The following is a 25,493-nucleotide window of genomic DNA, read 5'->3' on the forward strand; positions in this document are numbered from 1 at the left end:
CGACAGCTTCAGGCAGGGGCGATGACCGGCCGCCGGCGCCCGTGCCGGGTCGCGGCCTCGAAGGCGGCGCCGACGTCGAGCACGGCGGCGTCGGCACGCGGCGGGCCCACGATCTGCAGGCCGACGGGGAGCCCGGCGCCGGTGAAACCGGCGGGCACCGAAAGGGCGGGGGCACCCAGTACGGAGAGGAAGTACGCGGAGCGCATCCAGTCGAGATAGCTGTGCTGGGGCCGCCCGTCGATCAGCGTGGGGTACTCCTCGCCGACGGGGAACGGGGAGACCTGGCTGACGGGCGCGAGCAGCACGTCGTACCGCTCGAAGAAGTCGGTCGCGGCCAGATGGATACGGCTGTGCTCGGCGGTGGCGCGCGCGAGGTCCGCGCCGGTGAGGCGCCGCCCCTCCTCGATGTTCTGGACGAGGCTGGGCTTGAGCGCGTCGCGCCGCTGGTCCAGGAGCGGTCCGAATCCGAGGCTGAACGCCTGGGCGCGCAGGGTCCTGAAGACGTATTCGGCGCCATCGAGGTCCGGGCATGCCTCTTCGACATGACACCCCAACTCCTCGAAGACCGCCGCCTGTCGCTCCAGTACACCGGCCACGTCCCGGTCGACAGGCACCCGCCCGCCGAGGTCGGGCGCCCAGGCGACCCGGAGCCCCGTCAGCTGACCGCCCGCCCGGCCATGTGCACGCCCTCCATTCCCCGCGGGCGCGCGGAAGACATGGCCCGGCATCTCCAGAGAGAGCGGGCAGCGGGGGTCGGGGCCCGCCATAACGGAGAGGAGCAGGGCGGTGTCCGCGACCGTGCGCCCCATGGGGCCCGGGACCGCGAGCGTGTCCCACACATCGCCGGAGGGGTGGGACGGGACCCGGCCGGGGGTGGGCCGCAGTCCCACGACGTTGCAGAAGGAGGCGGGGTTGCGCAGCGAGCCGCCCATGTCGCTGCCATCGGCCAGCGGCTGCAGTCCGGCGGCGAGCGCGGCCGCTGCGCCTCCGCTGCTGCCACCGGCCGAGCGCCCGGTGTCGTACGGATTGCGGGTCGCGCCGAAAACCGGATTGAACGTGTGCGAACCCGCCGCGAACTCGGGCACGTTGGTCTTGCCGATACGGATGGCGCCCGCCGCCTCGATGCGCTGGACCAGGAGTTCGTCCTCGTCCGGCACATGGTCGGCGAAGAGCGGCGAACCATGGGTGGTGCGCATTCCGCGGGTCAGATGGGTGTCCTTGAACGCGATCGGCAGCCCGTGCAGGGGGCCGGTCGCCACGCCCCGCGCCATACGCTCGTCGGCCGCGGCCGCCGCGGCGAGCGCACCCTCCTCGTCCAGGGTGACGATGGCGTTGACCGCGGGGTTGATCCGGGCGATCCGGTCGAGATGGGCCCGGACGACCTCACGGGCCGAGAGGTCGCGGCTGCGCAGACGCTCTGCGAGTTCCGTGGCGTCGAGCATGCAGAGGCTGTCGGCCGTGTCTTCGATCATGCGGCACACATTGAAGGCCGCTGACCAGATAAGTCAACAGACCTGCGTACATGAGTTTTTCAGACGCTGATATTTTTCACTTGCATATTCTGGTCAACGGGCCAGAAGGTGCGTCAGACATAACCCCGGAGGAGGGGTGTGGCCGTCCCGCTCCGTTTCAGCGCCTCGACCACCAGATGGGACTGGACCGCCTGGACGCGCCGCACCCACGGCGCGGCGGTCAGGAACTCGTGCAGCGCCGCCTTGGAAGGCTGTGTGACATCGACAAGCAGCTGGTACTCGCCCATGACGACCGCCGCGTACCGTACGAGCGGTGAGGCGACGAGCAGCTGCCCGACGGCCTCCACCTCGTCGGGACGCGTCTTGATCCACAGCAGCGCCTCGACCGGCAGGCCGAGCAGCGCGGGCTCCATGGAGGCCCGGATACTGACGAGTCCGTCGCGGGTCAGCGATTCCACTCGCCGACGGGCGGTGGCCAGCGAGACACCCGCCACCGCGGCCAGTTCCTCATGTGTGCACCGCCCGTCCTCGGCCAGCGCCCGCAGGATCGACCGCTCCTCGGGCCCCACGTCGGAGTCCGGCACGGCGACGCCGTCCGCGACGGGAGAGCGGCCGCCGAGCGCCGCGATCTCGTCCTCGTCCAGGATTTCCGGCTGCCACTCGTGCACCGTACGGAAGTAGCGCAGAACGGGCGAGACATTCTGCGAGAGAAGTCCGGGCAGGGCAGGAACCTCATCGAGCATCAGATGCGCCAACTGCCCCGGCGGGCACTGCAGTTCGGCCACGCAGTCGACTGCCCCCGCCAGTACGTAGCTGAAGACGGCGTCGTCGCGTCCGGCCGCCGCGGCCGCCGCGTCCCGTACCGCTCCCGGGCGGCAGTTCATCCGCAGGATCACGGTCTCCCCGCGCACCACAAGGCCCGTGACGGACACCCGCCCGCTCTCCAGAAGCCGCAGACCGCGCCGGGCCACCTTCCGCTCCGGCTCCCTGAGCGCGGAGGCGATCCGCCGCCAGGGCGCCCGCCCGTCTATCTGGAGCGCTGCGGCGATACGGCGGTCGAGGGCGTCGAGTTGCCGGACAGGCGGTGTCACAGTCGTCGGTGGCGTCACATCGCGACCCTATGCGGTCCGGGTACGAGGGCCGGTGCCCCGTACCCAGGAACCCCGGAGGCGGCGGTGCGGAGCCCGGCAGGCCGTCGGGGTCGGTCCGGCCGGCAGGCAATCGCCGCCGGCCCGGTCAGAAGTAGTGCTTACGCCCGCCGACCGCGCGTCCGGTCGCGCCGAGTATCCAGAGAAGTGCGCCGACCACGACGAGAATGCCGCCGACCGTCGTCAGCAGGGACATACCGACCAGCAGGCCGATGATGAGCAGGATGACACCGAGGATGATCATGTCAGTTCCGATCTTCACGTCTCTTCAGTGCGCGCGGATTCCTGTCCTGCGGGAATCCGCATCGCCCTCTTCATGCCCGGTACACGACCTGGGCCAGGGGACATCGCGGCCTTCCACGTGATCGGTGGCTGCTGGATCCCTTTTGTGCTCCATCCGTGTGCCCGGCCCTCCGCAGCCCATGCACACGCGGGTCATGGGTCCCGCACGAAGACGCGGAGAGAAGACACGAAGAGGTGAAGCCGGGGCACGATTTGTGGCCGCCACGGCGACGCGCCCCACGGAGCCGGCTGCGGAGAGCGGCACGCCCCGGCGCCCCGGACGGTGCGCCGGTGGTGACATGGTGATGCCCTGCCGGCGTCGCAGGCAGGGCATCACACGTCGTCAAGGCCGGCTCCGCCGACCGGTCACACCGTCAGACGGCCGACCTCCCGGGGGTCGAGGCCGGTCAGCTGCGCGATGCGCGGCCCGGAGATCCCGGCGGTCAGCGCGCGGTGCACAAGAGCCTCCCAGTCCTGGACCGTGTCGCGGAACTCCAGAAGCTCGCTCTCCATGTCCGTGACGGACTGGGGCGCACACTCCTGGTGCAGCCGCAGCGCCTCCTCCTCGCTCAGCGGGACGGGGAGACGCTCCGCGTTCTGCGGAATGAAGGACTCCGCCTCCGCGGGGAGGATTCTGACCTGCTCCGATGAGCAAGAGACTCCGTGGGCCTGCAGCCAGCCGTGGACGGCGGGTGTCTGCGCGCACTCAAGTGCGCCGACGGCGGCAAGGGCCGCGCCCAGCCGGGGATGCCGGTCAGGGAGCAGGAACAGGTAAGCCTCATCAGCCATCGTGTGACATCGCCTTCTCGATCGAACATCGGCACCCTGATGTTATCGCTCCCGAGGGCCGTCAATTCGCACTCGCCACCGACCCGTTGCACCCGCGGTTCCGCCGGTGTCCGCCCTATGCGGGCAGGTCGAGCTGCCAGGAGACGCCGAAGCGGTCGGTGACCCAGCCGAACCTGGCGCTGAAACCGTAGGAGCCCAGCGGCATCAGCTCCGCGCCCTTCTCGGCGAGTGCCTTGTACAGCCGCTGGAGTTCGGCCTCGTCCTGGCAGCGCACGTACAACGACACGGCCGGGGTGAACCCGAAGTCGTGCTGCACATAGCTGTCGATGCACATGAACCGCTGCCCCGCGAGTGAGAACGTGGCCCGCTCGACGGTGCCCTCCTCCCCCGGTCCGTCTGCGCCGTAGCGGGTGATGTCAACGACCTCGGCGTCGTCGAAGAGCGAGGTGTAGTACGTGATCGCCTCCTCCGCCCGCCCCTCAAACATCAGGAACGTGGTGATCTTCTGCGGTGCCGCGGTAGCCATCCTGTGTGCTCTCCTGGAAGTCGTGGGGTGGGCCTTCCCGGCCGGACGGCGCCCTGAGACCCGCTGTCCCGACGGTGCTGCCGAGGCTAGCCGCGCCCCGCCCGGGACCCGCTCCGGCTCACCGCCGCTTCCCTCGTTCACCGGCATGCCCCGGCCTCGGCGGTTCCGGTACGCGGGCCCGCGTGCGGGCCAGCTCCTTGAGGGCCATCCGGGCGGCGGGGGTGCCCGCCGGGGTGTGCCAGTAGGGGTGTCCGGCGATGGTCCGGGACAGCTGCAGAAGCCTTCGGCGCTGTCCGGCCGTGTCGTCCGTGGAGTCGGCGGCGAGCTGTCCGTAGGTGACGTACCAGGCGGTCTGGGCCTTCAGGAGGTCGTACGGGAAGGGGTGGCGTTCCATCCCCGCAGTAGATCGTATGTTCGATTTCTGCTCCAAACCGCACACGCGGACAAGACGGAATGAAACCACCGAAGTGGGTGTTGCCCCCCGGATGAACAGTCAGTCCGACCCCGTACCCCAGACCCCCACCGATGAGATCCCCACCGATCCCGGTTCCGTACGCGAGCGCCTCGCAGCCGAGCGCGCGTCGACCACCGAGCAGATCGCGGCCCTGCGGCGCGACTTCGACGGCATGGTCGAGGCGAACGCCCTGGTCGCGGTCGATGACGAACACGACCCCGAGGGGTCGAGCACCGCCTTCGAGCGCGCCCATGTCGCCTCGCTCCTGTCCCAGGCCGATGAGCATCTGACCGAGCTGGACCATGCGCTGGACCGGCTGGAACGGGACGACTACGGAAGGTGCGAGCAGTGCGGCGGCCCGATACCCGCGGCACGTCTGGCCGTGCGTCCGGCAACCACCACATGCGTAGGGTGCGCCGGGACGGGCCGCCGCTGATTGGGCCACCGCCGGAGCCGCCGCACCGCTCCGGTGTGCCGGCGGATCCGCCGGCACACCGTGACTACTGCGACGAGACCGAGGCCTCGGCCCGCCCCGCGGCCTTGAGCGTCAGTGTCTGCTCCGCTGCTCTCCGGGCCCCGCCGACCGCACTGCCCGTGGTGTCCGTCCAAGCGCGGGTGGGGGTGGTCTCGGCGAGCCGGTCCTTCTTCCCCGACATTCCGATGACCAGGCCGCTGTACCGGTTGACCAGCCGGAACGTGCCGGTGTGCCGTCCCGCGACGGTCGAGCCTGGGATGACGAACCACTGCTGGCCGACGTTGGGCCCACTCGCCGGCGCCCCGGTCACGCTCGGCTTTCCGCCATACGCCCGTCCGGCGTCGACGGTGGAGTCGACCCCGAGAAGCTGCCGGGTGGCCGCGTTGGCGATCCGGTACGAGCCGTCTCCGTCGGCCGTGAACACCCAGCGCCCGCGGGCGGAGCGGCTGAAGGCGGGGAGCGAGGTCGCGAGGTCCGCCTTCGCGGGGAGTTCACCGACGGACTGCTGCTGGCGGTCCGTCTTCAGCCCACCCGACGGCCCTGACCGTCAGTCCCGCTGTCGGCCTGATGGTCATCGCCTGCGGCTCAGACGGTCAGGTCCGTACGGGGCGCGGGCGCGGCTGCGGGGCGCGGATCATCGCGGACGTACCACTCGGTCGACAACAGCCGCGCCCGGTCCGCGGGGGTGAGCATGGCCAGCCGGCCCGGTAGTGCTCCGCGCCGCACTTCGCTGCGGTGCGCCAGCAAGGCGCCGACCTTCTGTTCCAGCCACGGGCCGACATCGACGGTCGCGGAGACCCACTCGTCGGGCACGCTGTACATCGTCGTGCCCGCCCGGACCAGCTCCGCGCCGAGACTCCGCACGGCGGACTGCGGATGTGTGGCCAGATACAGCGCCCGGGGCTGCCACGGTGCTCCGGCCTCGGGGTAGAGCTGCTCCAGAGCGGCGGCCCGGACCGCCAGTGCGGTCACCCGGTGGGTGTGCACATGGTCGGGGTGGCCGGTCAGCCCGCCGTAGACGTCATGGGTCACCACGATCTCCGGCCGGAACTCCCGCAGATGCACCACCAACCGCCGCACCGTCTCATCCAGCGGCGCATCGCAGAACCGCGCCTCGCCGGGGGCGGACGCGGGTACGCGGGCGTCGGCGTAGCCCAGCATCCGTGGCCGGCCCGCGCCGAGTATCCGTAGCGCTTCGGCCAGTTCCGCGGCGCGCGGGCTGTCGGCGGCCCAGGTCGCCGTCACCACTCCGGTCCGGGCACCGGCGGCCGCGTGCCGGGCCAGCACACCGCCCGCCGACAGGGACTCGTCGTCCGGGTGAGCGAAGACCGCGAGCAGACTCGGTACGGACAACGGGGCCACCTTCCGTAGCGGTTTGGACAACCAGCGGCTTGGACGACCAGCGGCTTGCACCGCTGCGGTCACCGGGAGCGCCACCGTACCGAGCGGGACGGCACCACCGCACTGGAACGCCTGCGAGCCGGGCCCGTGGGCCGTTCCCGCCGTGCCGCATTCCGTCCCGCGTTGTTTAGTGGTGCTGGTGCGGGAAACGCGGGTGCACGTCCATCCGGAACGGTCCGGACCGCACCCGTGAGATCTCGTGGCCCACGGTCAGCGAGGCGGAGGAGGAGAGCGTCATGCCAGGACAGGCACGCGGCGACGATGTGTACCAGCCGCAGGACGACGACGGCCAGGACCCGCCGAACGACGAACTCGACATGGAGAACGCACTCGACGAGCGCGACCTGGACGACCAGATGGAGGAGGGCTACTCCCCTCCCGAACGCCCGCTGGCCGTCGAGAAGTCCGGCACGACAGGGGCTGAGGAGGGCCGCGCGGAATCGCTCGACGAACGGCTCGCCCAGGAAGTCACCGATGTGCAACCGCCCGACGGTGACGGCATCGGCGACCTCGCGGAGGGCGAGGGCGAGCCTTCCCGGGAACAGACCGGCGGCGAGACGCGCGCCGGGCGGCTCAGCGCCGCGGACGATCCGCCCGGGCGGCGGACCGATGTACTCGCCGATGACGTCGGTATCGACGGTGGAGCCGCGTCGGCGGAGGAGGCGGCTGTGCACCTCGTCGACGAGGACGGCGGGGACGGCAGCGGCGAGTAGGCGAGGCGGGGACGAGTAGGCGAGGCGGGCGGGCACGGCGTTGATGGCGGGGATGGCGCGGGCCGGGAGAGCCGGGATGGCCCAGGCCGGGAGGGGCTGAGCGGACATCGGCGCCACGGTGACCGCCCTCACGGAAGCGCTACGGAAGGACCCGTACGCGGCGGACCGATGCGGACGGCGATCATCGCGACATCGTCGTTGCCGTCGTCCACCAGCCCGTGGAGAAGTTCGTCGCAGAACACCCCCAGCGGCTTGCGCGCCAGAGCCGCCGCGTGCTGCCGCAGACGGGCCAGGCCGCGGTCCAGCCCTTCGGCCCGGCGCTCGATCAGACCGTCCGTGTACAGCAGAAGCGTGGATTCGGGCGGCAGCCGTTCGATGGCCCCCGCACGGTGCTCATCGGGGTCCATCCCCAGCAGCATCCCCCGGCCGCCGGTGAGGAAGCGGGTCTCCCCTTCGCGGGTCACCAGCAGGGGCGCGGGATGGCCCGCCACCGCGTAGTGGAACTGCCAGGACTCCTCGGGCCCGGTCTTCTCGACCAGCCCGTAGATGCAGGTCAGGGTCTGCTGCGGGGAGAGGATCTGGTGCGCGGCGTCCAGCCGGGCGAGGATCTTTCCGGGTGGTTCCTTGCGGTCGCAGGCGATGCCCCGGAGCATATTCCGGGTCTGGCTCATCATGATCGCCGCCCGCAGGTCGTGGCCTGCGATGTCACCGATGATCAGCGCCAGGGCCCCGTCGGGCAGCACAAAGGCGTCGTACCAGTCGCCGCCAACCCTCGCGGTGGCCATCGCCGACTGGTAGCGGGCGGACAGTTCCAGCGGCCCGTGGTCGGGCAACTCGGGCAGCAGTGAGCGCTGCAGACGCTCGGCCGTGTGCTGCACCTCCGAGTGCAGACGCGCGTTGTCGATGGCCAGGGCCACCCGGTGGGCGAGGTCCTCGACGAGCGAGAGGCTGTCCTCGGTCAGGGCCGCCTCATGGCGGGTACGTGCCAGGGTCAGCACCCCGAAGACCTGGCGCCGGGCCCGCAGGGGGGCCACCACCGCCGTGTCGGTCGCCAGCCCCTGGAAGAGTTCCAGCTCGCGTGCGCGCAGCGGGTCGCCGACCTCCGGTACGGAGTGGAAGTCCGTGAGGAGTACCGGCCCCACTCCCTGAAGTGCACGGGCCCAGCTGGCCTCGGAACCCTCGACCGGAGGCAGGAGGCCCTCGTACAGGCCGGGGGCCGCCACCGCGGCGTCCCGGTGTTCGACGACGACTCGGCGCAGGCGTCCGCTCTCGTCCAGCAGGTCCACGGCGCACCAGTCGGCCAGCCCGGGGACCAGGGTCCGGCAGAGCCGCCGGATTCCGGTGTCCGTGTCGAGCGTGCCGGCCAGGGCTTCGGCGGCGTTGATGAGAAGCGTGAGCCGGTCGAGTGCGTGCTGCACCTCTTCGTCAACCTCGTAGGGCTCTGCCCCGTCGCCGCCGTGATCAGCCCCCTCGTGATCCGCCCCTTCATGTCCTGTCTCGTCAGGCTCTGTCTCATCGTGCACTGCCTCTTCGTGCTCTGCCTCGTCGTGCTCTGCCTCGTCGTGCTCTGCCTCGTCGTGCTCTGTTTCTTCGTGCTCTGTTTCTTCGTCCACGCGCCCCTCCCCCGGGCGGTTCTCCGGCTTCCCGGCCGAGGGGTCCCGCAGCGAGCACATGCCGACTCCTTGCCTCCGGTACGGGCGGCGGCCGGCGGAGGAGGACGGCCCGCCCTCACATTCTGCGACCCGGCGCGCGCCACGGCATGTCCGGTGGGAGGTCTGGGAGCCGGCCGGCAGCCGGGGCGGTGCTCCCTACCCGCCGCCTGCCCCTGCCCGATGGATGCCGCCTTCCAGCTCATGTCGCCGGGGACCCACGCACTCGTCAAGCGGCCCGGGAAGCGCATCACCTCGGCGGCAGCCTCCGGGCCGCCGCTTCCAGATCCGCGACGCTTCCCGACATGATCATCCGTACATGGTCGGTGATGTGCTGCGAGGGCCAGTCCCACCACGCGACCGCCATCAGCCGGGCGATGTCCCCCTCGTCGAAGCGGGTACGGATCAGCCGGGCCGGATTGCCGCCGACGATGCCGTAGTCGGGTACGTCGTCAGTGACCACGGAGCCGGCGCCGATGATCGCGCCGTGTCCGATCCGTACGCCGGGCAGCACCGTCGCACCGTGGCCGAACCAGACGTCGTTGCCGACGACCGTGTCCCCCCGGTTCGGCAGGCCGGAGAGCAGGTCGAAGTGGTCGGACCACGAGCCGCCCAGAGTAGGGAAGGGAAAGGTCGAGGGGCCGTCCATACGGTGGTTGGCGCCGTTCATGAGGAAGCGCACCCCCGTGCCCAGCGCGCAGAATCTGCCGATGACCAGCCTCTCCGGCCCGTAGTGGTAGAGCACATTGCGCGTCTCGAACGCGGTCGCGTCGTCCGGGTCGTCGTAGTAGGAGTACTCCCCGACTTCGATCAGCGGGGACTTCACCAGCGGCCTGAGCTGCACCACCCGCGGCTGTTCGGGCATCGGGTGGAGAAGCGTGGGGTCGGCGGGCACAGGCATGGCGGGCTCTTCCTCGGGATTACGGGTCGGTGGACCGCCCATGATCGCGGTGCCGGGCCCGTCCGGGACAGCGATTTACCAGCCGCGCCACCACCCGCTCGCCAACGGCGCGGACACCCATAGCCCGCTCCGGACATGGAGTCACGCTGCCACCACCTGGGCCGCGTTCCACCTTCACCGCGTCCCACGGCCGTCCTTACGGCGAGTCAGACGGCCGCGGGACCATCGGTAGGAGAGGGCGACGGCCGCGACGAGCGCCGGGACCGCGATGTATCCGGCCGCGAAGGGAGTGATCACCGCGGTGAGGACCAGGGCGGTCAGCGCGTGGACGCGGGCCCGCCCGGTCAGCAGGCGCACCCCCGCCGCGGTGCCGATGAGGTAGGTCACCAGGACGAGGGACGCCGGGAGGCCGACGATGTCCTCTGTACCCCAGCCACCGATCCGTGTGACCACCAGACCGACCGCCCCGATCCCGCCCACGGTCAGCACACCGGCCACCGGTACGCCACGAGCGTTGCGCCGCCCCAGCGGCGCCGGGAGCCAGCCGTCCCGCCCGAGTCCGTAACCCAGCCTGGAGACGGCGGCGATGAACGCGTTGGTGGTACCGAGGCTGATCACGGTGGCCAGCACCGCGGCGGCGACGGTGGCGCTGAACCCCAGTCCCGCGCCGAGCACTTGGCCGACCGCGATCCGGTCCAGCCGGTCGTCGCCGTACGTCCCGGTACCGACGACGGCGAAGGAGACACCGAGGTAGAGGACGACGACCACGGCGACGGTGGTCACTGTCGCCCGGGTCAAGTCCCTCTGTACGTCGCGGAATTCACCCGCCAGGTGAGCGACCGCCTCCCACCCCGCGAAGGCGAAGAACAGGACGACGGCCCCATGGGCGACGCCGGACAGACCGTGCGGCGCAAAAGAGGAGAACGCCGATGCGTGGACACGCCAGAGGGCGGTCAGTGTGGCGGCCAGGAGCAGCAGCGCCACACCGCCGGACAGGGCCAGCTGGACACGGCCGCTCAGCCGCAGCCCCACCAGATTGGCCCCGACCGCCAGCGCGAGGATGGCCGCCGCGAAGAGGAACGCGTCGTCCTGGTCAAGCCGGAGTCCGGCGGCGATGTAATAGCCCCCGGTCAGCGGCACGATGGTCTGGCCGACCGATCCGGCGACGAAGTAGAACCACCCGGCGAGGCCACCCGCGGTCGGTCCGAAGGCGCGGGTGGCGTAGGTGGAGATGCCCCCGGGGTCGGGGAACCGCGTGGCCAGGGCGGCGAACGTCATGGCGAGCGGCAGCCCGAGCAGCCCCATGAACAGCCACGACACCAGGGAGGCGGGTCCCGCGGCCGATGCGACCTGGCCGGGCAGGACCAGCACCCCGGCACCGAGGACCGCTCCGACGTACAGGGCGACCGCCTGTCCGTAGCCGATCGTGCCCCGTGCCGGCGAGTCCTCTCCCGGACTGCCCACGGGTGTGTTCGGCCGGGACTTCGGCCTGCCCTCTGCCGGGCGCCGAGTGGAGCTCATCCGGGTTCCTTCCCTCTCACGGTGGTCTCTCCCCCCAGATTCGGGATTCCGCACTCTCCGGACCAGTGGCACAATTGCCTTTATGCGAACGGACCTTGCCGCGCACCGCGTCGCCCTCGCCGTGACGGAGCAGGCGCCGATCTTCGAACTGGCCGTGGCATGCGAGGTCTTCGGCATCGACCGGCCCGACCTGGCGGACCCGTGGTACGACCTGCGCGTCTGCGCGGCGGCCCCCGGTACGACGGTCGCGCACGGTTTCGTCGCGGGTGGCGCCGGTGACCTGGACGACCTGGTCCTGGCGGACACGGTGGTGGTGCCCGCCTGCGCCAACGTGCACCGGGAACAGCCCGCCGAGCTGGTCGAGGCGGTCCGGGCGGCACACGCGGCGGGGGCACGCGTCGCGGCCATCTGTTCGGGCGCGTTCGTCCTGGCGGCAGCGGGACTTCTGGACGGCCGCCGTGCCACCACCCACTGGATGCATGCCGATGAACTCAACCGGCGCCACCCGGACGTACGCCTCGATCCGAAGGTGCTCTACGTCGAGGACGGCGGGGTCTACACCTCGGCCGGGACCGCCGCCGGTATCGACCTCTGTCTGGAGCTGGTGCGCGTCGACCATGGGGCCTCCGTGGCCAATGCGCTGGCCCGCCGCCTGGTGACACCACCGCACCGGGCGGGCGGCCAGTCCCAGTACGTCGAACTGCCCGCCGTGGGCCGCGACGACATCACGCTCGGGCCGCTTCTGGACTGGGCACGGGCCCGGCTGGACCGGTCGATCACTCTCGCCGACCTCGCCCGGCAGGCGAGCCTCAGCCGGCGGACCCTGGCCCGCCGCTTCGAGGAGACCATCGGGGTGCCCCCCATGCGCTGGCTCCAGCAGGAGCGCATCCGACGCGCCCAGCACCTGCTGGAGACCAGCACGCTCCCCGTGGAACAGGTGTCCGTCGCCAGCGGACTCGGCAGTGCGGCGAATCTGCGCCGTCACTTCATCCGCCGTGTCGGCCTCCCCCCTCAGGCGTACCGCCTCGCCTTCCTCGGCAGCCGTGATCCGCAGGCAGGGGCTCGGCCGGGGAACGGGACGCGGGGATAGCGGGACGGCGCAGCGGGCCTGGCCACGCTGCCTTGGCGGCGACGGCGGGGCAGCGAGGCCTGGCCGGTGGCGGGGGGCTGACGATCCCGAGCCGCGCCGCTCTCGGATCCTGCCGCTCGGGGCGGCCTACGCTCGGGGCGGCCTCCGGGCCGGGCGCCGCTCCGGCCAGTCGACGACGAGTTCCTCACCCGGCGACAGTTCGGCCCACTCCCTGGCCACCCCACAGAGTTCAGCGGCAGCGGCCAGGACGCCCTGCTCGTCCACTCGCGCGTCGGGCAGTACAGACAGCGTCTCCCGGGAAGCCTTCCGCACCTGTTCGACCGTGGTCAGCCGATGCTCGATGACCTGTTCCACCAGCCCAGCCATCAGCTCGGCGCGCGTCAGACGGTCGGCGCGGGCCCGGATCGCCCGTCGCGACCGGTCGGCCGCATGGGGTGGGCGCCGTCCGTCGAGGTGTTCCATGCTCCCGAAGACCGCGCCTGCGGCCACGGCTCCCCAGAAGCCGGTGTCGTCACGCATCCGCCGCTCCACGACGAGATGCACGAGATCGTGCGGGACACCCGCGCCCGCGACCCCCTCGTTCAACCGATAGCGCACACCATCCGAGCGCCGGACGACGCAGTAGGCCCGCCGACCGTCCGGCAGGCGAGGAAAAGTCACCTTCATAGCGGCATTGGTAGCGCGGCCCTCTGCCCCGCCACAATCGAATTCGACGGCGGCCTCTCGGGGATCCGACGCTCCCGGCGCCGGCATCGGCCCTCAGCGGAGGGCTTCGGCGGCCACGCGCAGGTCCGATACGAGTCCCGCGTACAGGGACGCGCGGTCGTCGGACCGCAGTACGGCTGACGGATGGATCGTCGCCAGGGCGCGGGCGTCGGATCCGGCCTGCCCGACCGCCCTGTCGCCGCTGCCGTCCGCAGCGGGCATCGGGAACAGGACGCCCCGGTCCTTCGTCACCCGGAAGGAAGGGCCGAACAGCGACCGGGCCGCTTTCGCACCGAGTGCCACCACCAACTCCGGTTTCACCAAGCGCAGTTCTGCCGCCAGCCAAGGGCGGCAGGCGGTCAGCTCGCGCAGGCTCGGCGGCTTGTGGATACGGCGCTTGCCCCGCCCGGCCGAGGTGAACTTGAAGTGCTTCACCGCGTTGGTGAGGTACGCCCCCTCCAGGTCGACACCGGCCTCTTCGAGCGCCTTCCGCAGCATCCGGCCCGCGGGTCCGACGAACGGCTCCCCGCGACGGTCCTCCTGGTCGCCCGGCTGTTCACCGACGAGTACGACACGGGCGTCGGAGCTTCCCGCACCGAAAACCGTCCCGGTCGTGTGCTCGAAGAGAGGGCAGCCACGGCACTCGGCGGCGGCTCTGCGGTGGGCCGGGAGACCGCCGCGTGCGGGCAGGTAGGGGGTGGCGTCGTACCCCTGCCCCGCCGGGGCATCACCATGGCCCGTCATCCCTGGGTGCCTCCTCCGCAGTGCCTCCTCGGCAGGACGGAGGCGCCCGAAAAACATAACAAGGGGCCGGTCGGGACGCGCCCGCCCGCAGCCCTCCTCCACGAGCGCCGCGGTCACATCCGCGCGAAGGTTGAGGTACGGGATCCGGGACAGGGCCACCGGGTCGGGTGACGGCGGCCTGCGTTCTCAGTCCCGTAACGGATCGGGAGGACGGTGGTGACCATGGCGCGTCCGGTGTGGAGCGGAACCCTGTCGTTCGGGCTTGTCAGCCTGCCCGTCCAGCTGTACTCGGCGACCATGAGCCACACGGTCCGCTTCCATCAGCTCCAGCGCGGGACATCCGACCGGGTCCGCAACCGTCGCGTGAACGAGCGCACCGGAGAAGAAGTGCCGCTGGACGACATCGTGAAGGGCGTCGACGCGGGCGACGAGTACGTCGTGGTCGACCCCGGGGAACTGGACGACATCGCACCCGGACGTTCCCAGTCGCTGGAGATCAGCGGTTTCGTCGATCTCGACGAGGTGGATCCCATCTTCTTCGACCGGACGTACTACCTGGGCCCGAAGGGGAAGGAGTACGAGAAGATCTACGCGCTGCTCCACCAGGCCATGGACCGGTCGAACAAGGCGGGCATCGCCACATTCGTGATGCGCAACCGCGAATACCTGGTCGCGGTGAAGGCCGAGGGCGACATCCTGGCGATGCACACGCTGCACTGGGCCGACGAAGTACGCGATCCTCATCGCGAGGTGGGGAATCTGCCGGACAAGCCGGATGTCACCGACCGGGAGATGAAGACGGCCGTGCAACTGGTCGAGGCCATGAGCATCGAGTGGGACCCCGAGGAGTACCACGACACCTATCAGGAGCAAACACGCAAACTGATCGAGGCCAAACTCGGCGGAGAGACCGTGGAGAAGGCGGAAGCACCTCCCGAGTCCACCAACGTCATCGACCTGATGAGTGCGCTGCGGGCCAGTGTCGACTCGGCCGAGGGCCGCTCCGGTGGTGCGGCCCGGAGCCGGTCCGGGAGTCGGAGCGGCAGCCGGTCCGGGGGCCGGGGCGGAGGGAAGAGCCACCGGAGCGGCAGGGCTTCGGGACAGCGGTCCGCCGCGGATCTGGAGAAGCTGAACAAGGCGGAGCTCTATGAACGGGCAACGGCCGCCGGGGTGCACGGCCGGTCGTCCATGACCCGGGAGGAACTGGTCAAAGCCCTCTCCGGCGCGACCGCCCGTGCCGGATGACGTCCCGGATGAAGTCCCGGATGTCGCCGACTTGATCTTCGGATCGAAGCCGGGTCTTTCGAGCCGAAAGTGTGCGCTTGAAGAAGAAACCAGATCTGCTTTATTGCAGGTCAGGCGACTGTTTACGATGAGACCAATTTAGTTCGTCCACATGCTGGACACTCCCCAGGCGCGCCGTCCGCCCGCTGCGAGCTGCCCGAATCTCCCCTTCCGTCATCCTCAGCGGACACGAACGTCCGAAAACCGATCAGCAAGGTGCAGCAACTCTCCGCACCGGTCAGACTCCTGTCCGCAATCAACCACCCCCTGTGACAGGAGATCTGACATGCGGCACAGCCTCAAGACGCTTGGCGTGGCGGCACTCGCGGCGGCGGCCTGCGTGACGGGCATCGCCGGGACGGCGGACGCCAGAACGACGAGCGTCTACGCCCCCTCCGCACTCGTCCTGACCATCGGCAAGGGTGACGGGGCGGCATCGACGGTCGCCCGCGCCGTCACCCTGAGCTGCGCGCCCCGGCCGCAGGGCACCCATCCGGCGAGCCGCGCCGCCTGCGACGAACTGAGCGCCGTAGGCGGCGATTTGACTCTTCTCACCGCCGCCCCGACGGAGCAGCGGTGTTCGTTCCTGTGGGCTCCCGTGACGGTGACAGCCGATGGTGTCTGGCAGGGACGGCGGGTGTCCTGGCGGGCCACCTATGGCAACGCCTGCCAGATGAACGCGGCCCTCTCGGAGAGCGCGGTCTTCAACTTCTGAGGCGTTTCATGCCGAAACAACCCCCGTTTCATCCCTTCTGATGAACAGCCGGTTTCTCCCGTGGAGCCGGATTTCGCAGCCCGCATAGTGAACAGCGCGACGGCTCCCGCTACCTGCCCTGTTGCCCAGGACGCGAACTCCCCTTTTCAGCAAAGGGTGTTCACCGACCTCCCAGGCCGCTCGGGCAGGCTCTGCCGGGGCCGTCGCGCACCGTACGGGGCGATGCCGGGCACGCCCGGCCGCCCCGTCTCCTGGCCTGACGAAAGGTGAGAGCCCATGCGGACCGAAGCGGTCAACCGGGTCAAACTCGTGTTCACCCTGTTCGACGCCGACGGCAACGGGGTCCTGGAATCCGATGACTTCAACCTGATGAGCAGCCGGGTGGCCGCAGCCGTGCCCGGAGCCGACGAGGCACGGAAGCAGGCGATGCGGGCAGCCTTCACCCGCTACTGGACCACGCTGGCCGGCGAACTGGACAGCGACCACGACGGCCGGATCACCTACGACGAGTACCAGGCGTGCGTGCTCTCGCCCGAGCGCTTCAGCGGCGCGGTCGACGCGTTCGCAGCCGGCTTCGCGCGCCTCGGAGACCTGGACGGGAGCGGTACCGTCACGCGCCCGGTCTTCGTCGGCATGATGACGGGAGTCGGCTTCGACCTGCCGAACATCCACGCCCTCTTCGACGCCTTCGAGCCCGACAGCGCCGACCGGGTGCGGGTGGACGTCTGGGAGGCCGAGATCAAGAACTTCTACGCTCCGGACAAGGGCGGTATCCCCGCCGACCTGCTGGCAACTCCACTGGCTGCCTGACGGCCGGCACGGCGGCCCGCTCCGTACGGGGCGGGCCGCCGACCGCCCCCGTCAGTGCTGGAGGACCTTGGAGAGGAATCCGGCCGCGCGGTCGGTTTCCGGGTGGTCGAAGAACCGCTCAGGCGGCGCCGACTCCACGATGTGGCCGCCGTCCATGAACACGACCCGGTCGGCCGCTCGCCGGGCGAATCCCATTTCATGAGTCACCACCAGCATGGTCATGCCCTCGTCGGCGAGATCGACCATCACATCGAGCACCTCGTTGATCATTTCGGGGTCGAGCGCCGAGGTCGGCTCGTCGAAGAGCAGCGCCTTGGGCTCCATCGCCAACGCCCGTGCGATGGCGACCCTCTGCTGCTGCCCTCCGGACAGCTCCGCGGGCCTGGCACCGGCCTTGTCCGCCAGGCCGACACGCTTGAGCAGCCCCCGCGCCCGGTCCTCGGCATCGGCCCGCGGCATCCTGCGTACCTTCAGCGGGCCGAGCGTCAGGTTGTCCAGCACGGTGCGGTGCGCGAAGAGGTTGAAGGACTGGAAGACCATCCCGACATCCGCGCGCAGCCGGGCCAGCTCCCGGCCCTCCTGCGGCAGCGGGGTGCCGTTGACCTCGATGGTGCCGGTGTCGATGGTCTCCAGACGGTTGACGCAGCGGCACAGGGTGGTCTTGCCGGACCCCGACGGGCCGAGCAGGACGACGGTCTCACCGCCGTGGACGTCCAGGTCGATGTCGTACAGAACCTGGTGCGCACCGAACGACTTGGCCACACCACGCATACGGACGACCGGCTCCGCCGAGCCCGGCGCGCCCTCCCCGGCGGTGGCCTTCGGGAAAGGAGAAGGGGAGGAAGAGGGAGAGGGGACGGGAGAAGGTGACGGCACGTCACTGCCCTCCGGGTCCGTCGTAGATGTTCCAAGGCAGCGGCGTGTAAGGGGATTCGCAGGGCAGGCCCGCGGCCACGTGGTACTCGCCTGTCGTCAGGTCCACGATGTTGGACGCGATGGTGCTCGTGCGCAGCAGGGGATCCGTCTCGGGTACCGGGTGGTTGCACACCGAGTGCGGCTGCCCGAAGTGGTCGGTGAGGCTCCGCTCGATCACCGTACGGACGTCCGCCGATGCGGTACGGTCCCGGGCCTGACGCAGCGTCGATTCGATGAGCGGGACGCGGTACAGCGAGTCGACCGAGAACGGCCGGTATGTGTGAGCGAGTTGGGGCGGTACGGGTGCCTGGTAGTGGTTGCCGTGCACCAGCAGACCGTCCTCCGGATACAGCCACTGGTGGCGGGCCGGGGTGGTCTCCAGATCGAGAGCGACGCCGTCGCGGTGGGTGAGCAGCAGATTGGTGGGGATCTGCTGGCGGGCCGTGAAGGGCACCTGGAGCGCGTCCTTGAATCCGGCCTGGTCCAGGATGCGACGCCGGATGAAGGGCTGCGGTACGCCGATCTCGTCACCGAAGCGTCCGCCGAGCCCGTTGGCGTTGAGGGCGATGCCCGCCGAGTTGGCGCCGTGCCTGCCGATCTGACCTGCTTCGACGACCATCACCACGGTCGGCAGGGGCGGTTGGACGATACGCAGGGCGACGAGTGTCTCCCCGGCGCCCGTCCGCCAGTCCCAGTTCTGTCCGCACCAGACATGCCCGTCACCCGCGGCGGGCGGCAGCAGCGCGAAGGACGAACAGCCGTCGGCGTCGGGTTCCGTGGCGTCCTCGGCGCCCGTGGCCGCTTCCGGACGGCCGGTCTCGGCGCCCATCCGGGCGAATGTCCGGTCGTAGGCGATCTCCCCGCGGGCGTTGAGCGCCATGAGGTCCAGGAGTCCGGTGCCGGCCCCTTCCGCCACACCGCGCAGCTCCTCCAGGAGGTCGGGGGCGAACTCCTCGACGCAGGGGACCCAGAGTCTGGCCCGCTTGGTGACTTCGTGCCACTCAAGACCGGGACGCTGCGCGAAGGATGCCCGGTAGAAGGAGAGCGCTGCCTCGATCTGCGGGCGGGCGGCCTCGCCGTACTGGCGTCCGCGCTCCCGGGGAGGCCCGGATATCTCGATCAGGGGGATGGGGGGTGTCTGCATGGGGCTTCTCTCCGGGGTGGCACGCTCGGCGTATGTAGCATCCGCTACGAGTCGCTCGGACGCTCGTAGCTACGGGCACCCGATAGTAGTAGTGCACACTACAGAGGAGTCAATACCCGTCATGAAAACTACTGGCCCTGGCTCCGCCCCGGCGGGACCTGGATTCCACACCCGTGTGGCCGAGCGGCTGGCCCAGCTGTCCCCGGCGGAGCGGCAGGTCGCGGAGTATCTGCGCAACCACGTGCAGGATGTCCCCTTCGCCACCGCCGAGCAGCTGGGCCAGGCCGCCGGAACCAGCGACGCCACCGTGGTGCGTACGGCCAAGGCGCTCGGTTACACCGGACTCCCTGAGCTCAAGCGGGAACTGGGGCAGCGCTTCGTCGACAGCAGCCGCCCGTCGACCGTGCGGCGCCGGGCCACTTCCGGCGACAGCGACGCGGCCCTGGACCAGATCTTCGACGAGGCGGTGGACCGCCTGCAGCAGACGCGCCGCCTGCTGGACACCACGTCGTTCGGGCGTGCGGTGGATCTGCTGGCCGGCGCCGGCGGAGTCACCGCCTTCGGGGTCGGGGCCTCGGAGCTCTCGGCCCGTCATCTCGCGCTGCGCCTGGGGCGCCTGGGGTTTCGCACCCAGGTGGCGGCGGCCACCGGCTTCCAGCTGGCCGACGCCCTCCTGCCGCTTTCGGCGGACGATGTCGTGGTCGTGTACGCGCCCGGCCGGCTGCTGACCGATGTCGAAGTGGTACTCGACCACACGGCACGGTCGGGCGCGGCGAGCATCCTGGTCACGGACTCGCTCGGCCCCGTACTCGGCGACCGGGTGGAGGTCAGCCTGACCGCGCTCCACTCCAGCGGCGGCCTGGCCAGTGAGGAGCTGGCCGCGATCACTCTCAACGACGCGCTGCTGCTGGCCGTCCAGGAACGCGACGCCGCTCGCGCGGCGGAGGCGGGCGAGACCCTCAACCGCCTGCGGGAGTCGCTGACCGGACGCGACCCCTCGGCCTATGTGCCCAGGCGTCGGCGGCGGGGCCGGGGCACGACCGGCCCCGCCGACTGAGGCCCGCCTCCGGGTCCCTTGCCTCGCCCTCTTCCTCTCACCCCGCCCCCCTTGCCGTGACACAGGGGCGTCGAGGCGTCGGGGTGTCGGGGCCGGGTGCCGCTCGTACACCGCCTGCGGCTGCACCTTCCCGCGGGGGACCGGGGCCGCGCGCGTCCGACATCACGCGTGTCGCGGGCGGCGCATGGCGCGCGGCGGGCGTCACGCGGCGGGCGGCCACCGAGCGCACCGCCAGGCCCCGAGTATCGCGCCACCAACCCGACTGCCACGTCGCCGCGCCTGCGCACCGCACCGCACCGCACCGCACCGCACCGCACCGGCCGTCGTATCACTCACCCCTTGACACGGCGTGAAGCCCGACTATGGTGAGCGCACTACAGAGATTCACGCTCTCGTAGTTTCTGCGACACAGTCTCTGCTTTGCCTCCCCCGCCCGGACTCGCCTCCGCCCCCAGTGGCCAGGCCCGCCGTCCGCGGCTGTGAAAGGAAACCGGTCATGACTCTCCGGAGAACCGCTGCGCTCGTGGCCGCCGCCGCCTGTGCCGCAGCCCTCACCGCCTGCGGATCCGGTTCGGCGCTGCCGACCGACAAGTCCGCCGGCGGCAAGGACCCGGCCACCGACCTGCTCTCGCGTGCCCCCGTGGGCAAGGACCTGCCGAGCACCCCCACCCTGGAGCGCATCCGCAAGAACGGCCGGCTGACGGCCGCCACTTCGGACACCGACCCGGGTTTCTCGGAGAAGAACCCGGTGACCGGGAAGTACCAGGGGTTCGAGGCGGACCTGACCGCGATGCTCGCCAAGTACCTGCTGGGCAAGCCGGAGGTCAAGCACGTCGCGATCAACGCAGACACCCGTGAGGCGCTGCTCCAGAACGGCACGGCGGACGCGGTCGTCTCCACGTACAAGATCACACCCGAGCGGCTCCGCAAGGTCGCCTTCGGCGGCCCCTACATGAACCTCGGCCAGGCGGTGCTGGTCCGCAAGAGCACATCGGACCTCACCAAGGTGTCCGACCTCGACGGACGCAAGGTGATCACGACAGCAGGCCCTTCGGTGGAGTCGCTGAAGAAGGTCGCCCCCCACGCCAAGCCGGTGGTCTTCCAGACCATCAGCCAGTGTCTCCAGGCCCTGCGCGACGGACGCGGGGACGCCTTCGTCAACAACCAGGCCGTCATCGTGGCCCGCGCCAAGAAGGACACCGCCCTGTCGGTGGCCCCCTTCACCTACGGCGCCGCCTCCTACGGCATCGGGCTGCCGAAGAACGACCCGAAGTTCACCGCGATCGTCGACGGCTTCCTGCGCACCATTGAGAAGCAGGGGCTGTGGAAGCAGTCCTGGACGGACAACGTCACGCCCCTGACCAAATCCCCCGCGCCCCAGCCACCCGCTCCGGGGAACGCGGGCGCCGCCCCCTCCGCCAAGGCATCCGCAGACTCCTGAGAGGACGGCCGTGAACGTCGTCGCCGACCACTTCGGTGAGATCCTGGCCGGGTTCGGACGTACTGTCCTGCTCACCCTGGTCAGTTTCGCCGCCGCCCTTCTCCTCGGCAGCGTGCTCGGACTCTGCCGGGTGTCGCCGCTGCGGGTACTGCGCGCGGTGGCGTCCTGCTACGTCCAGACCATCCGCAATCTGCCGCTGCTGCTGGTCGTGGTGGTGACCGTGTTCGTCCTGCCGCAGCTCGGGCTCACCCTGCCGCTGGAGACGTCGGTGACGGTCGGGCTGGCCGTCTACATCGCCAGTTACATCTGCGAGATCCTGCGCTCCGGGATGGAGACCGTACCGGCCGGACAGGTCGAGGCGGCCCGCGCCGTGGGGCTGAGCACCACCCAGTGCCTGCGGCTGGTCGTACTGCCGCAGGCACTGCGCGCCATGGTCCAACCCCTGGGCAACATGTTCATCGCCACCGCGCTGGGTACGGCCGTGGGTTCGGTGGCAGGGGTCAACGAGCTGTCCGGGGTCATCCGGCAGCTGAACGTGGAGTACGTCGAGCCGATCGCGCTGTTCGCGTCCGCGACCGTGCTCTATGTGGCGCTCACCCTGGCGGGTGGGCTGATCACCGGAGGTCTGGAGCGCCGGCTGCGGGTCCGCCGGTGAACAGGACAGAGCCGGTGAACAGGACAGAAGAGAGCACACCAGTGACCACCGGGACCAAGCCGCACGCCGGCCCCACCGACACCGACACCACCCCCGCAGCCACCGGCCGCCGACGGCGCCCCGCCGGGACCCGCCCGCTGGGTGGCGCCGCGGGGGTGCTGTTCGAACCGCCGGGAGAGCGGGGCCGCAGGCGGCGGAGGATCGCGTCGGCCGTGGCATCTGCGGTGGTGGCGCTGGGCGTCGCCGTGGTGCTCGTGCAGCTGTCCCGCCACGGACAACTGGACGGGGACCGGTGGCAGCCGCTGGGCCAGGCATCCATCCAGCAGTTCATATTCAGCGCGCTGGGCAACACCGTGCTGGCCGGTGCGGTGTCGATCGCCATCGGGCTTCCGGTGGGTGCCGTCATGGGTCTGCTGAGGCTCTCCCGGCGGCGGCTGGTCTCCGTACCGGCGGGCGCGGTGGTGGAGCTCTTCCGCTCACTGCCCCTGCTGTTCGTGGTGTATTTCTTCCTGCTCGCGCTGCCGGCGCTCGGGCTGCGTCTGCCACCGTTCTGGCAGCTCGTCATCCCCATCGTGCTGCACTCCATCGGCAACTTCGCGGAGATCTTCAGGGCCGGTGTACTCGCGCTCCCCCGTGGCCAGAGCGAGGCCGGGTACGCCGTCGGCCTGCGGCACGGACAGGTCATGCGCCTCATCGTGCTGCCGCAGGCGGTACGCGCCCTCCTGCCGACCATCATCGGACAGGCCGTGCGCGCCCTGAAGGACACCACACTGGGCTACGTGGTCAGCTACCCCGAGCTGATGCACCAGGGCAATGTACTGGGCTCCTATCTGGAGAACGACTTCCTCCAGGTCTACTTCGAGGTCGCGGTCATCTTCGTGGTGATGAACTGGCTGCTCTCCCGGCTGGCCGAGTGGGTCGAGTCGCGCACCGCGGGCCGGACCCCCGGCCGGGCCACCACGGCAGCACGACGCACAGCCGCTCTGCGCTGAGGTCCTGCGGGGGCTGAGGTCCTACAGAGGCCGAGGTCCTGCGAGGCTGCGGGCGTACGGGGCCGCGGGTATGGGCCCACGGGCCGACCGCGCTGACCGGCTCGCCGGGCCCGCCGCGGCCGGAGATGATCCGGATATGGATATCCGCCTGTCCACGGCCAAGGGCCGCTGGGTCATCCTCACCACGGTGCTCGGCTCCAGTATGGCGCTGCTGGACTCCACCGTCGTCAACGTCGCCCTGCCGCACATCGGTGACGACCTGCACGCCAAACTGGGTTCCCTGCAGTGGATCACCAACGCCTACACGGTCACCCTGGCCGGCCTGATCCTCCTGGGCGGCTCGCTCGGGGACCGGTACGGGCGGCGCAGGGTGTTCGTCACCGGAGTGGTCTGGTTCGCCGCCGGCTCACTGTTGTGCGGGGTCGCGCCCAGCGCGGAGGTGCTGATCCTCGCGCGGGCCCTCCAGGGCATCGGCGGTGCGCTGCTGACCCCGGGCTCCCTCGCCATCATCCAGGCCGGCTTCCACCCGGACGACCGCTCGAAGGCCGTCGGCATGTGGTCGGGGCTCGGCGGCATCGGATCGGCGATCGGCCCGTTCGTCGGTGGCTGGCTGGTCGACGGCCCCGGCTGGCGCTGGGTGTTCCTGATCAATCTGCCGCTCGCGGCCGTCTGCGTACCGGTCGCGCTCCGGCATGTGCCGGAGACGAAGGACCCGCGGCACCACGGCGGGTTCGACGTGGGCGGGGCCGTGCTCGGAGCGCTCGCACTGGCGCTCCTGGCCTACTCGCTCATCGGGCGGAACGGATGGGCCGGAGTGCTCGGCGTCGTCAGCGCGGTGGCGTTCGTGCTGCTGGAGAAGCGGCGGTCGGACCCGATGCTGCCGCTGTCGATCTTCTCCTCCCGGCTGTTCTCCATGGTCAACATCGTGACCCTGTGCGTGTACGCGGCGCTGGGGGGCTTCTTCTTCCTCGGCACCTTGCAGCTTCAGGTCGTGTCCGGCTACTCACCCCTGGCTGCGGGCACGGCCCTGCTGCCGACGACGGTGCTCCTGCTGTTGTTCTCGGCGAGATCCGGGCAGCTCGCCGACCGGATCGGTCCGCGGATCCCGCTGACCGTGGGGCCGCTGCTCTGTGCGGGAGGCCTGCTCCTGATGTTGAGGGTCGGCAGACACGCCTTCTACCCCACGGACGTACTCCCCGCGTTGCTGGTACTCGGATCGGGCCTGGTCACGCTTATCGCACCGCTGACCTCGACGGTGCTCTCCTCCGTGGAGACCGCGCGGGCCGGCCTCGCAAGCGGTGTGAACAACGCGGCGGCGCGGGCGGCCGGACTGATCGCGGTCGCCGCGCTGCCGTTCCTCACGGGGATGGGTCCGGAGGCGTACCGTTCGGCCACCGCTTTCGACCGGTCGTTCGACAGGGCCATGCCGATCTGTGCGGGGGTCATGGTCGTGGGCGCGGCCATCGCCTTCCTCACCGTCCGGCGGCCGACCCCGGCGGAGCCTGCGCAGCTGCGCGCGGAGCCCGAGTGCCGTATGAGCTGCGGGCTGTCCGCACCCCCGCTGGAGCAGGTCACCGCAGACACATCTCCCGAGCGGCGGCAGGCCAGGTTGTAGGTGGGTCGCACACGTCGCGTGAGCGGTTCAGCGAACGGTACGTCTACGGGGGGGGACCGCGCGCGGGCGGAACCCCCGCCCCCCGACGGACGCGCCCCGGGACAGACGTACGCCCCTGCCTCCCCCGCCCGCTTCGGCCTAGCATCTGGCTCATGCGCGACGACACACCGGACGCCAGACGACGTGCCCGGCTGAGCCGGACGTTCAACGAGGACGCGGAGCTCTACGACCGGGCCCGGCCGGGCTATCCTCCGCAGTTGTTCGACGACCTCGGCACGCTGGCCGGCATCGGGCCCGGCCGTCGGGTTCTGGAGGTCGGACCGGGTACCGGCCAGGCCACCGTGCCGCTCGCCGAGCGCGGTTGCCGGATCACCGCCGTCGAGCTGGGCGCCGACATGGCGGCCGTCGCCCGGCGCAACCTGGCCGGATTCTCGACGGTCGAGATCGTGAACGCGGACTTCGAGAGCTGGCCACTGCCGGACGAGCCGTTCGACGCGGTGGTCTCAGCCACGGCGTTCCACTGGATCGACCCCGCGGTACGGATGGCCAGGGCTGCCGAGGCACTGCGGCCGGGCGGCGCCCTGGCCGTGGTCGCCACCCAGCATGTGGCGGGCGGCAGCGAGGAGTTCTTCGCCGAGGTCCAGGGGTGCTACGAGCGCTTCGACCCGGCCACCCCAGCGGGCGTACGGCTCCTGGCGGCGCAGGACGTCGACACCTCGCGCTACCCGGACGAGGTCGCCCGCAGCGGCCGGTTCGGCCCGGTGGTTCTCCGGCGCTACCAGCGGGACCTGACGTACACCACGGCGGAGTACCTGGCGGTGCTGCGGACCTACTCCGGGCACCGGGCCCTGCCACCGGAGGCCCGGGAGGGGCTGCTTCGGTGCATCGCCGGGCTGATCGACGGACGGTACGGGGGCCGGGTCACCAAGCGGTATCTGACGGAACTGCGGGTGTCGCGCACGGTGTGACGAGCCGTCACGAGCCTTCGCCCCCGG

General features: G+C 70.7%; 27 protein-coding genes. 12 read left to right on the forward strand and 15 right to left on the reverse strand.

Annotation, left to right across the window (positions count from 1 at the left end; translation table 11 throughout):
- Nucleotides 1-8 precede the first annotated feature (8 nt).
- The 6 genes from ACWGKJ_RS11120 to ACWGKJ_RS11145 all read right to left on the reverse strand — a co-directional run bounded on the left by ACWGKJ_RS11120 (nucleotide 9) and on the right by ACWGKJ_RS11145 (nucleotide 4,611).
- Nucleotides 9-1,472, reverse strand: a complete 1,464-nt coding sequence (locus ACWGKJ_RS11120; RefSeq protein ID WP_385025336.1) for an amidase — start codon at nucleotides 1,470-1,472, stop codon at nucleotides 9-11.
- 113 nt (nucleotides 1,473-1,585) lie between these two features.
- Complete coding sequence (locus tag ACWGKJ_RS11125) at nucleotides 1,586-2,581, reverse strand: Lrp/AsnC family transcriptional regulator (protein WP_385025339.1); 996 nt, start codon at nucleotides 2,579-2,581, stop codon at nucleotides 1,586-1,588.
- A gap of 127 nt (nucleotides 2,582-2,708) precedes the next feature.
- Nucleotides 2,709-2,864, reverse strand: a complete 156-nt coding sequence (locus ACWGKJ_RS11130) for a DUF6131 family protein (RefSeq protein ID WP_385025431.1) — start codon at nucleotides 2,862-2,864, stop codon at nucleotides 2,709-2,711.
- Between the two features lie 404 nt (nucleotides 2,865-3,268).
- A complete protein-coding gene (locus tag ACWGKJ_RS11135) occupies nucleotides 3,269-3,691 on the reverse strand; it encodes a DUF6003 family protein (protein ID WP_385025342.1) in 423 nt (140 codons plus the stop codon).
- Between the two features lie 115 nt (nucleotides 3,692-3,806).
- On the reverse strand, nucleotides 3,807-4,217 hold the full coding sequence (locus tag ACWGKJ_RS11140) for a VOC family protein (RefSeq protein WP_385025345.1): 411 nt from the start codon (nucleotides 4,215-4,217) through the stop codon (nucleotides 3,807-3,809).
- Nucleotides 4,218-4,335: 118 nt separating this feature from the next.
- Nucleotides 4,336-4,611: a hypothetical protein gene (locus ACWGKJ_RS11145; RefSeq protein ID WP_385025348.1), complete on the reverse strand. Its 276-nt coding sequence runs from the start codon at nucleotides 4,609-4,611 to the stop codon at nucleotides 4,336-4,338.
- 91 nt (nucleotides 4,612-4,702) lie between these two features.
- Here ACWGKJ_RS11145 and ACWGKJ_RS11150 point away from each other — a divergent pair, with 91 nt between their 5' ends.
- Nucleotides 4,703-5,107 carry a TraR/DksA family transcriptional regulator gene (locus tag ACWGKJ_RS11150; protein ID WP_385025351.1) on the forward strand — a complete coding sequence of 135 codons (405 nt, stop codon included), beginning with the start codon at nucleotides 4,703-4,705 and terminating at the stop codon, nucleotides 5,105-5,107.
- Between the two features lie 64 nt (nucleotides 5,108-5,171).
- Here ACWGKJ_RS11150 and ACWGKJ_RS11155 read toward each other — a convergent pair whose 3' ends face one another.
- Both ACWGKJ_RS11155 and ACWGKJ_RS11160 read right to left on the reverse strand, forming a co-directional pair.
- A complete protein-coding gene (locus ACWGKJ_RS11155) occupies nucleotides 5,172-5,570 on the reverse strand; it encodes an RICIN domain-containing protein (RefSeq protein ID WP_385025353.1) in 399 nt (132 codons plus the stop codon).
- Between the two features lie 161 nt (nucleotides 5,571-5,731).
- Nucleotides 5,732-6,499 (reverse strand): PIG-L family deacetylase, encoded by a 768-nt coding sequence (locus ACWGKJ_RS11160; RefSeq protein ID WP_385025356.1) that lies wholly within the window; start codon nucleotides 6,497-6,499, stop codon nucleotides 5,732-5,734.
- Nucleotides 6,500-6,783: 284 nt separating this feature from the next.
- On the opposite strand from ACWGKJ_RS11160, the gene ACWGKJ_RS11165 reads away from it, so the two are divergent.
- Nucleotides 6,784-7,260, forward strand: a complete 477-nt coding sequence (locus ACWGKJ_RS11165; RefSeq protein WP_385025359.1) for a DUF5709 domain-containing protein — start codon at nucleotides 6,784-6,786, stop codon at nucleotides 7,258-7,260.
- Between the two features lie 128 nt (nucleotides 7,261-7,388).
- On the opposite strand, the gene ACWGKJ_RS11170 is transcribed toward ACWGKJ_RS11165, so the two are convergent.
- The 3 genes from ACWGKJ_RS11170 to ACWGKJ_RS11180 all read right to left on the reverse strand — a co-directional run bounded on the left by ACWGKJ_RS11170 (nucleotide 7,389) and on the right by ACWGKJ_RS11180 (nucleotide 11,331).
- Entirely contained in the window at nucleotides 7,389-8,873 is a 1,485-nt protein-coding gene (locus ACWGKJ_RS11170) for a PP2C family protein-serine/threonine phosphatase (protein ID WP_385025362.1), read from the reverse strand.
- A 286-nt stretch (nucleotides 8,874-9,159) separates the two neighbouring features.
- Nucleotides 9,160-9,810: a CatB-related O-acetyltransferase gene (locus ACWGKJ_RS11175; RefSeq protein WP_385025365.1), complete on the reverse strand. Its 651-nt coding sequence runs from the start codon at nucleotides 9,808-9,810 to the stop codon at nucleotides 9,160-9,162.
- A gap of 174 nt (nucleotides 9,811-9,984) precedes the next feature.
- On the reverse strand, nucleotides 9,985-11,331 hold the full coding sequence (locus ACWGKJ_RS11180; RefSeq protein ID WP_453315711.1) for an APC family permease: 1,347 nt from the start codon (nucleotides 11,329-11,331) through the stop codon (nucleotides 9,985-9,987).
- An 82-nt stretch (nucleotides 11,332-11,413) separates the two neighbouring features.
- Here ACWGKJ_RS11180 and ACWGKJ_RS11185 point away from each other — a divergent pair, with 82 nt between their 5' ends.
- Complete coding sequence (locus ACWGKJ_RS11185; RefSeq protein WP_385025371.1) at nucleotides 11,414-12,421, forward strand: helix-turn-helix domain-containing protein; 1,008 nt, start codon at nucleotides 11,414-11,416, stop codon at nucleotides 12,419-12,421.
- Nucleotides 12,422-12,547: 126 nt separating this feature from the next.
- On the opposite strand, the gene ACWGKJ_RS11190 is transcribed toward ACWGKJ_RS11185, so the two are convergent.
- Complete coding sequence (locus ACWGKJ_RS11190) at nucleotides 12,548-13,006, reverse strand: hypothetical protein (RefSeq protein ID WP_385025374.1); 459 nt, start codon at nucleotides 13,004-13,006, stop codon at nucleotides 12,548-12,550.
- Between the two features lie 174 nt (nucleotides 13,007-13,180).
- Nucleotides 13,181-13,870 (reverse strand): UdgX family uracil-DNA binding protein, encoded by a 690-nt coding sequence (locus tag ACWGKJ_RS11195; protein WP_385025377.1) that lies wholly within the window; start codon nucleotides 13,868-13,870, stop codon nucleotides 13,181-13,183.
- A gap of 222 nt (nucleotides 13,871-14,092) precedes the next feature.
- Between ACWGKJ_RS11195 and ku the strand changes: the two genes are divergently transcribed.
- The 3 genes from ku to ACWGKJ_RS11210 all read left to right on the forward strand — a co-directional run bounded on the left by ku (nucleotide 14,093) and on the right by ACWGKJ_RS11210 (nucleotide 16,679).
- Nucleotides 14,093-15,115, forward strand: a complete 1,023-nt coding sequence (gene ku, locus ACWGKJ_RS11200) for a non-homologous end joining protein Ku (RefSeq protein ID WP_385025380.1) — start codon at nucleotides 14,093-14,095, stop codon at nucleotides 15,113-15,115.
- Between the two features lie 325 nt (nucleotides 15,116-15,440).
- On the forward strand, nucleotides 15,441-15,869 hold the full coding sequence (locus ACWGKJ_RS11205; protein WP_385025383.1) for a subtilase-type protease inhibitor: 429 nt from the start codon (nucleotides 15,441-15,443) through the stop codon (nucleotides 15,867-15,869).
- Nucleotides 15,870-16,145: 276 nt separating this feature from the next.
- Nucleotides 16,146-16,679: an EF-hand domain-containing protein gene (locus tag ACWGKJ_RS11210; protein WP_385025386.1), complete on the forward strand. Its 534-nt coding sequence runs from the start codon at nucleotides 16,146-16,148 to the stop codon at nucleotides 16,677-16,679.
- Between the two features lie 51 nt (nucleotides 16,680-16,730).
- Here the strand turns inward: ACWGKJ_RS11210 and ACWGKJ_RS11215 are convergent, their stop codons facing one another.
- Both ACWGKJ_RS11215 and ACWGKJ_RS11220 read right to left on the reverse strand, forming a co-directional pair.
- Nucleotides 16,731-17,450, reverse strand: coding sequence for an amino acid ABC transporter ATP-binding protein (locus ACWGKJ_RS11215; protein WP_385025389.1), 720 nt, complete (start codon nucleotides 17,448-17,450; stop codon nucleotides 16,731-16,733).
- A gap of 106 nt (nucleotides 17,451-17,556) precedes the next feature.
- Nucleotides 17,557-18,738 (reverse strand): C45 family autoproteolytic acyltransferase/hydolase, encoded by a 1,182-nt coding sequence (locus ACWGKJ_RS11220; RefSeq protein WP_385025392.1) that lies wholly within the window; start codon nucleotides 18,736-18,738, stop codon nucleotides 17,557-17,559.
- 121 nt (nucleotides 18,739-18,859) lie between these two features.
- Between ACWGKJ_RS11220 and ACWGKJ_RS11225 the strand changes: the two genes are divergently transcribed.
- The 6 genes from ACWGKJ_RS11225 to ACWGKJ_RS11250 all read left to right on the forward strand — a co-directional run bounded on the left by ACWGKJ_RS11225 (nucleotide 18,860) and on the right by ACWGKJ_RS11250 (nucleotide 25,466).
- Nucleotides 18,860-19,795: a MurR/RpiR family transcriptional regulator gene (locus tag ACWGKJ_RS11225; protein ID WP_453315712.1), complete on the forward strand. Its 936-nt coding sequence runs from the start codon at nucleotides 18,860-18,862 to the stop codon at nucleotides 19,793-19,795.
- Between the two features lie 496 nt (nucleotides 19,796-20,291).
- Entirely contained in the window at nucleotides 20,292-21,236 is a 945-nt protein-coding gene (locus ACWGKJ_RS11230) for a transporter substrate-binding domain-containing protein (protein WP_385025397.1), read from the forward strand.
- 10 nt (nucleotides 21,237-21,246) lie between these two features.
- Nucleotides 21,247-21,891, forward strand: coding sequence for an amino acid ABC transporter permease (locus tag ACWGKJ_RS11235; protein WP_385025400.1), 645 nt, complete (start codon nucleotides 21,247-21,249; stop codon nucleotides 21,889-21,891).
- Between the two features lie 14 nt (nucleotides 21,892-21,905).
- Nucleotides 21,906-22,883 (forward strand): amino acid ABC transporter permease, encoded by a 978-nt coding sequence (locus tag ACWGKJ_RS11240; protein ID WP_385025403.1) that lies wholly within the window; start codon nucleotides 21,906-21,908, stop codon nucleotides 22,881-22,883.
- Nucleotides 22,884-23,019: 136 nt separating this feature from the next.
- Nucleotides 23,020-24,498, forward strand: coding sequence for an MFS transporter (locus ACWGKJ_RS11245; protein ID WP_385025406.1), 1,479 nt, complete (start codon nucleotides 23,020-23,022; stop codon nucleotides 24,496-24,498).
- A 152-nt stretch (nucleotides 24,499-24,650) separates the two neighbouring features.
- Nucleotides 24,651-25,466 (forward strand): class I SAM-dependent methyltransferase, encoded by an 816-nt coding sequence (locus ACWGKJ_RS11250; RefSeq protein WP_385025409.1) that lies wholly within the window; start codon nucleotides 24,651-24,653, stop codon nucleotides 25,464-25,466.
- The last annotated feature ends 27 nt before the right edge of the window (nucleotides 25,467-25,493 follow it).

This window comes from Streptomyces sp. NPDC054757, from assembly GCF_053612185.1.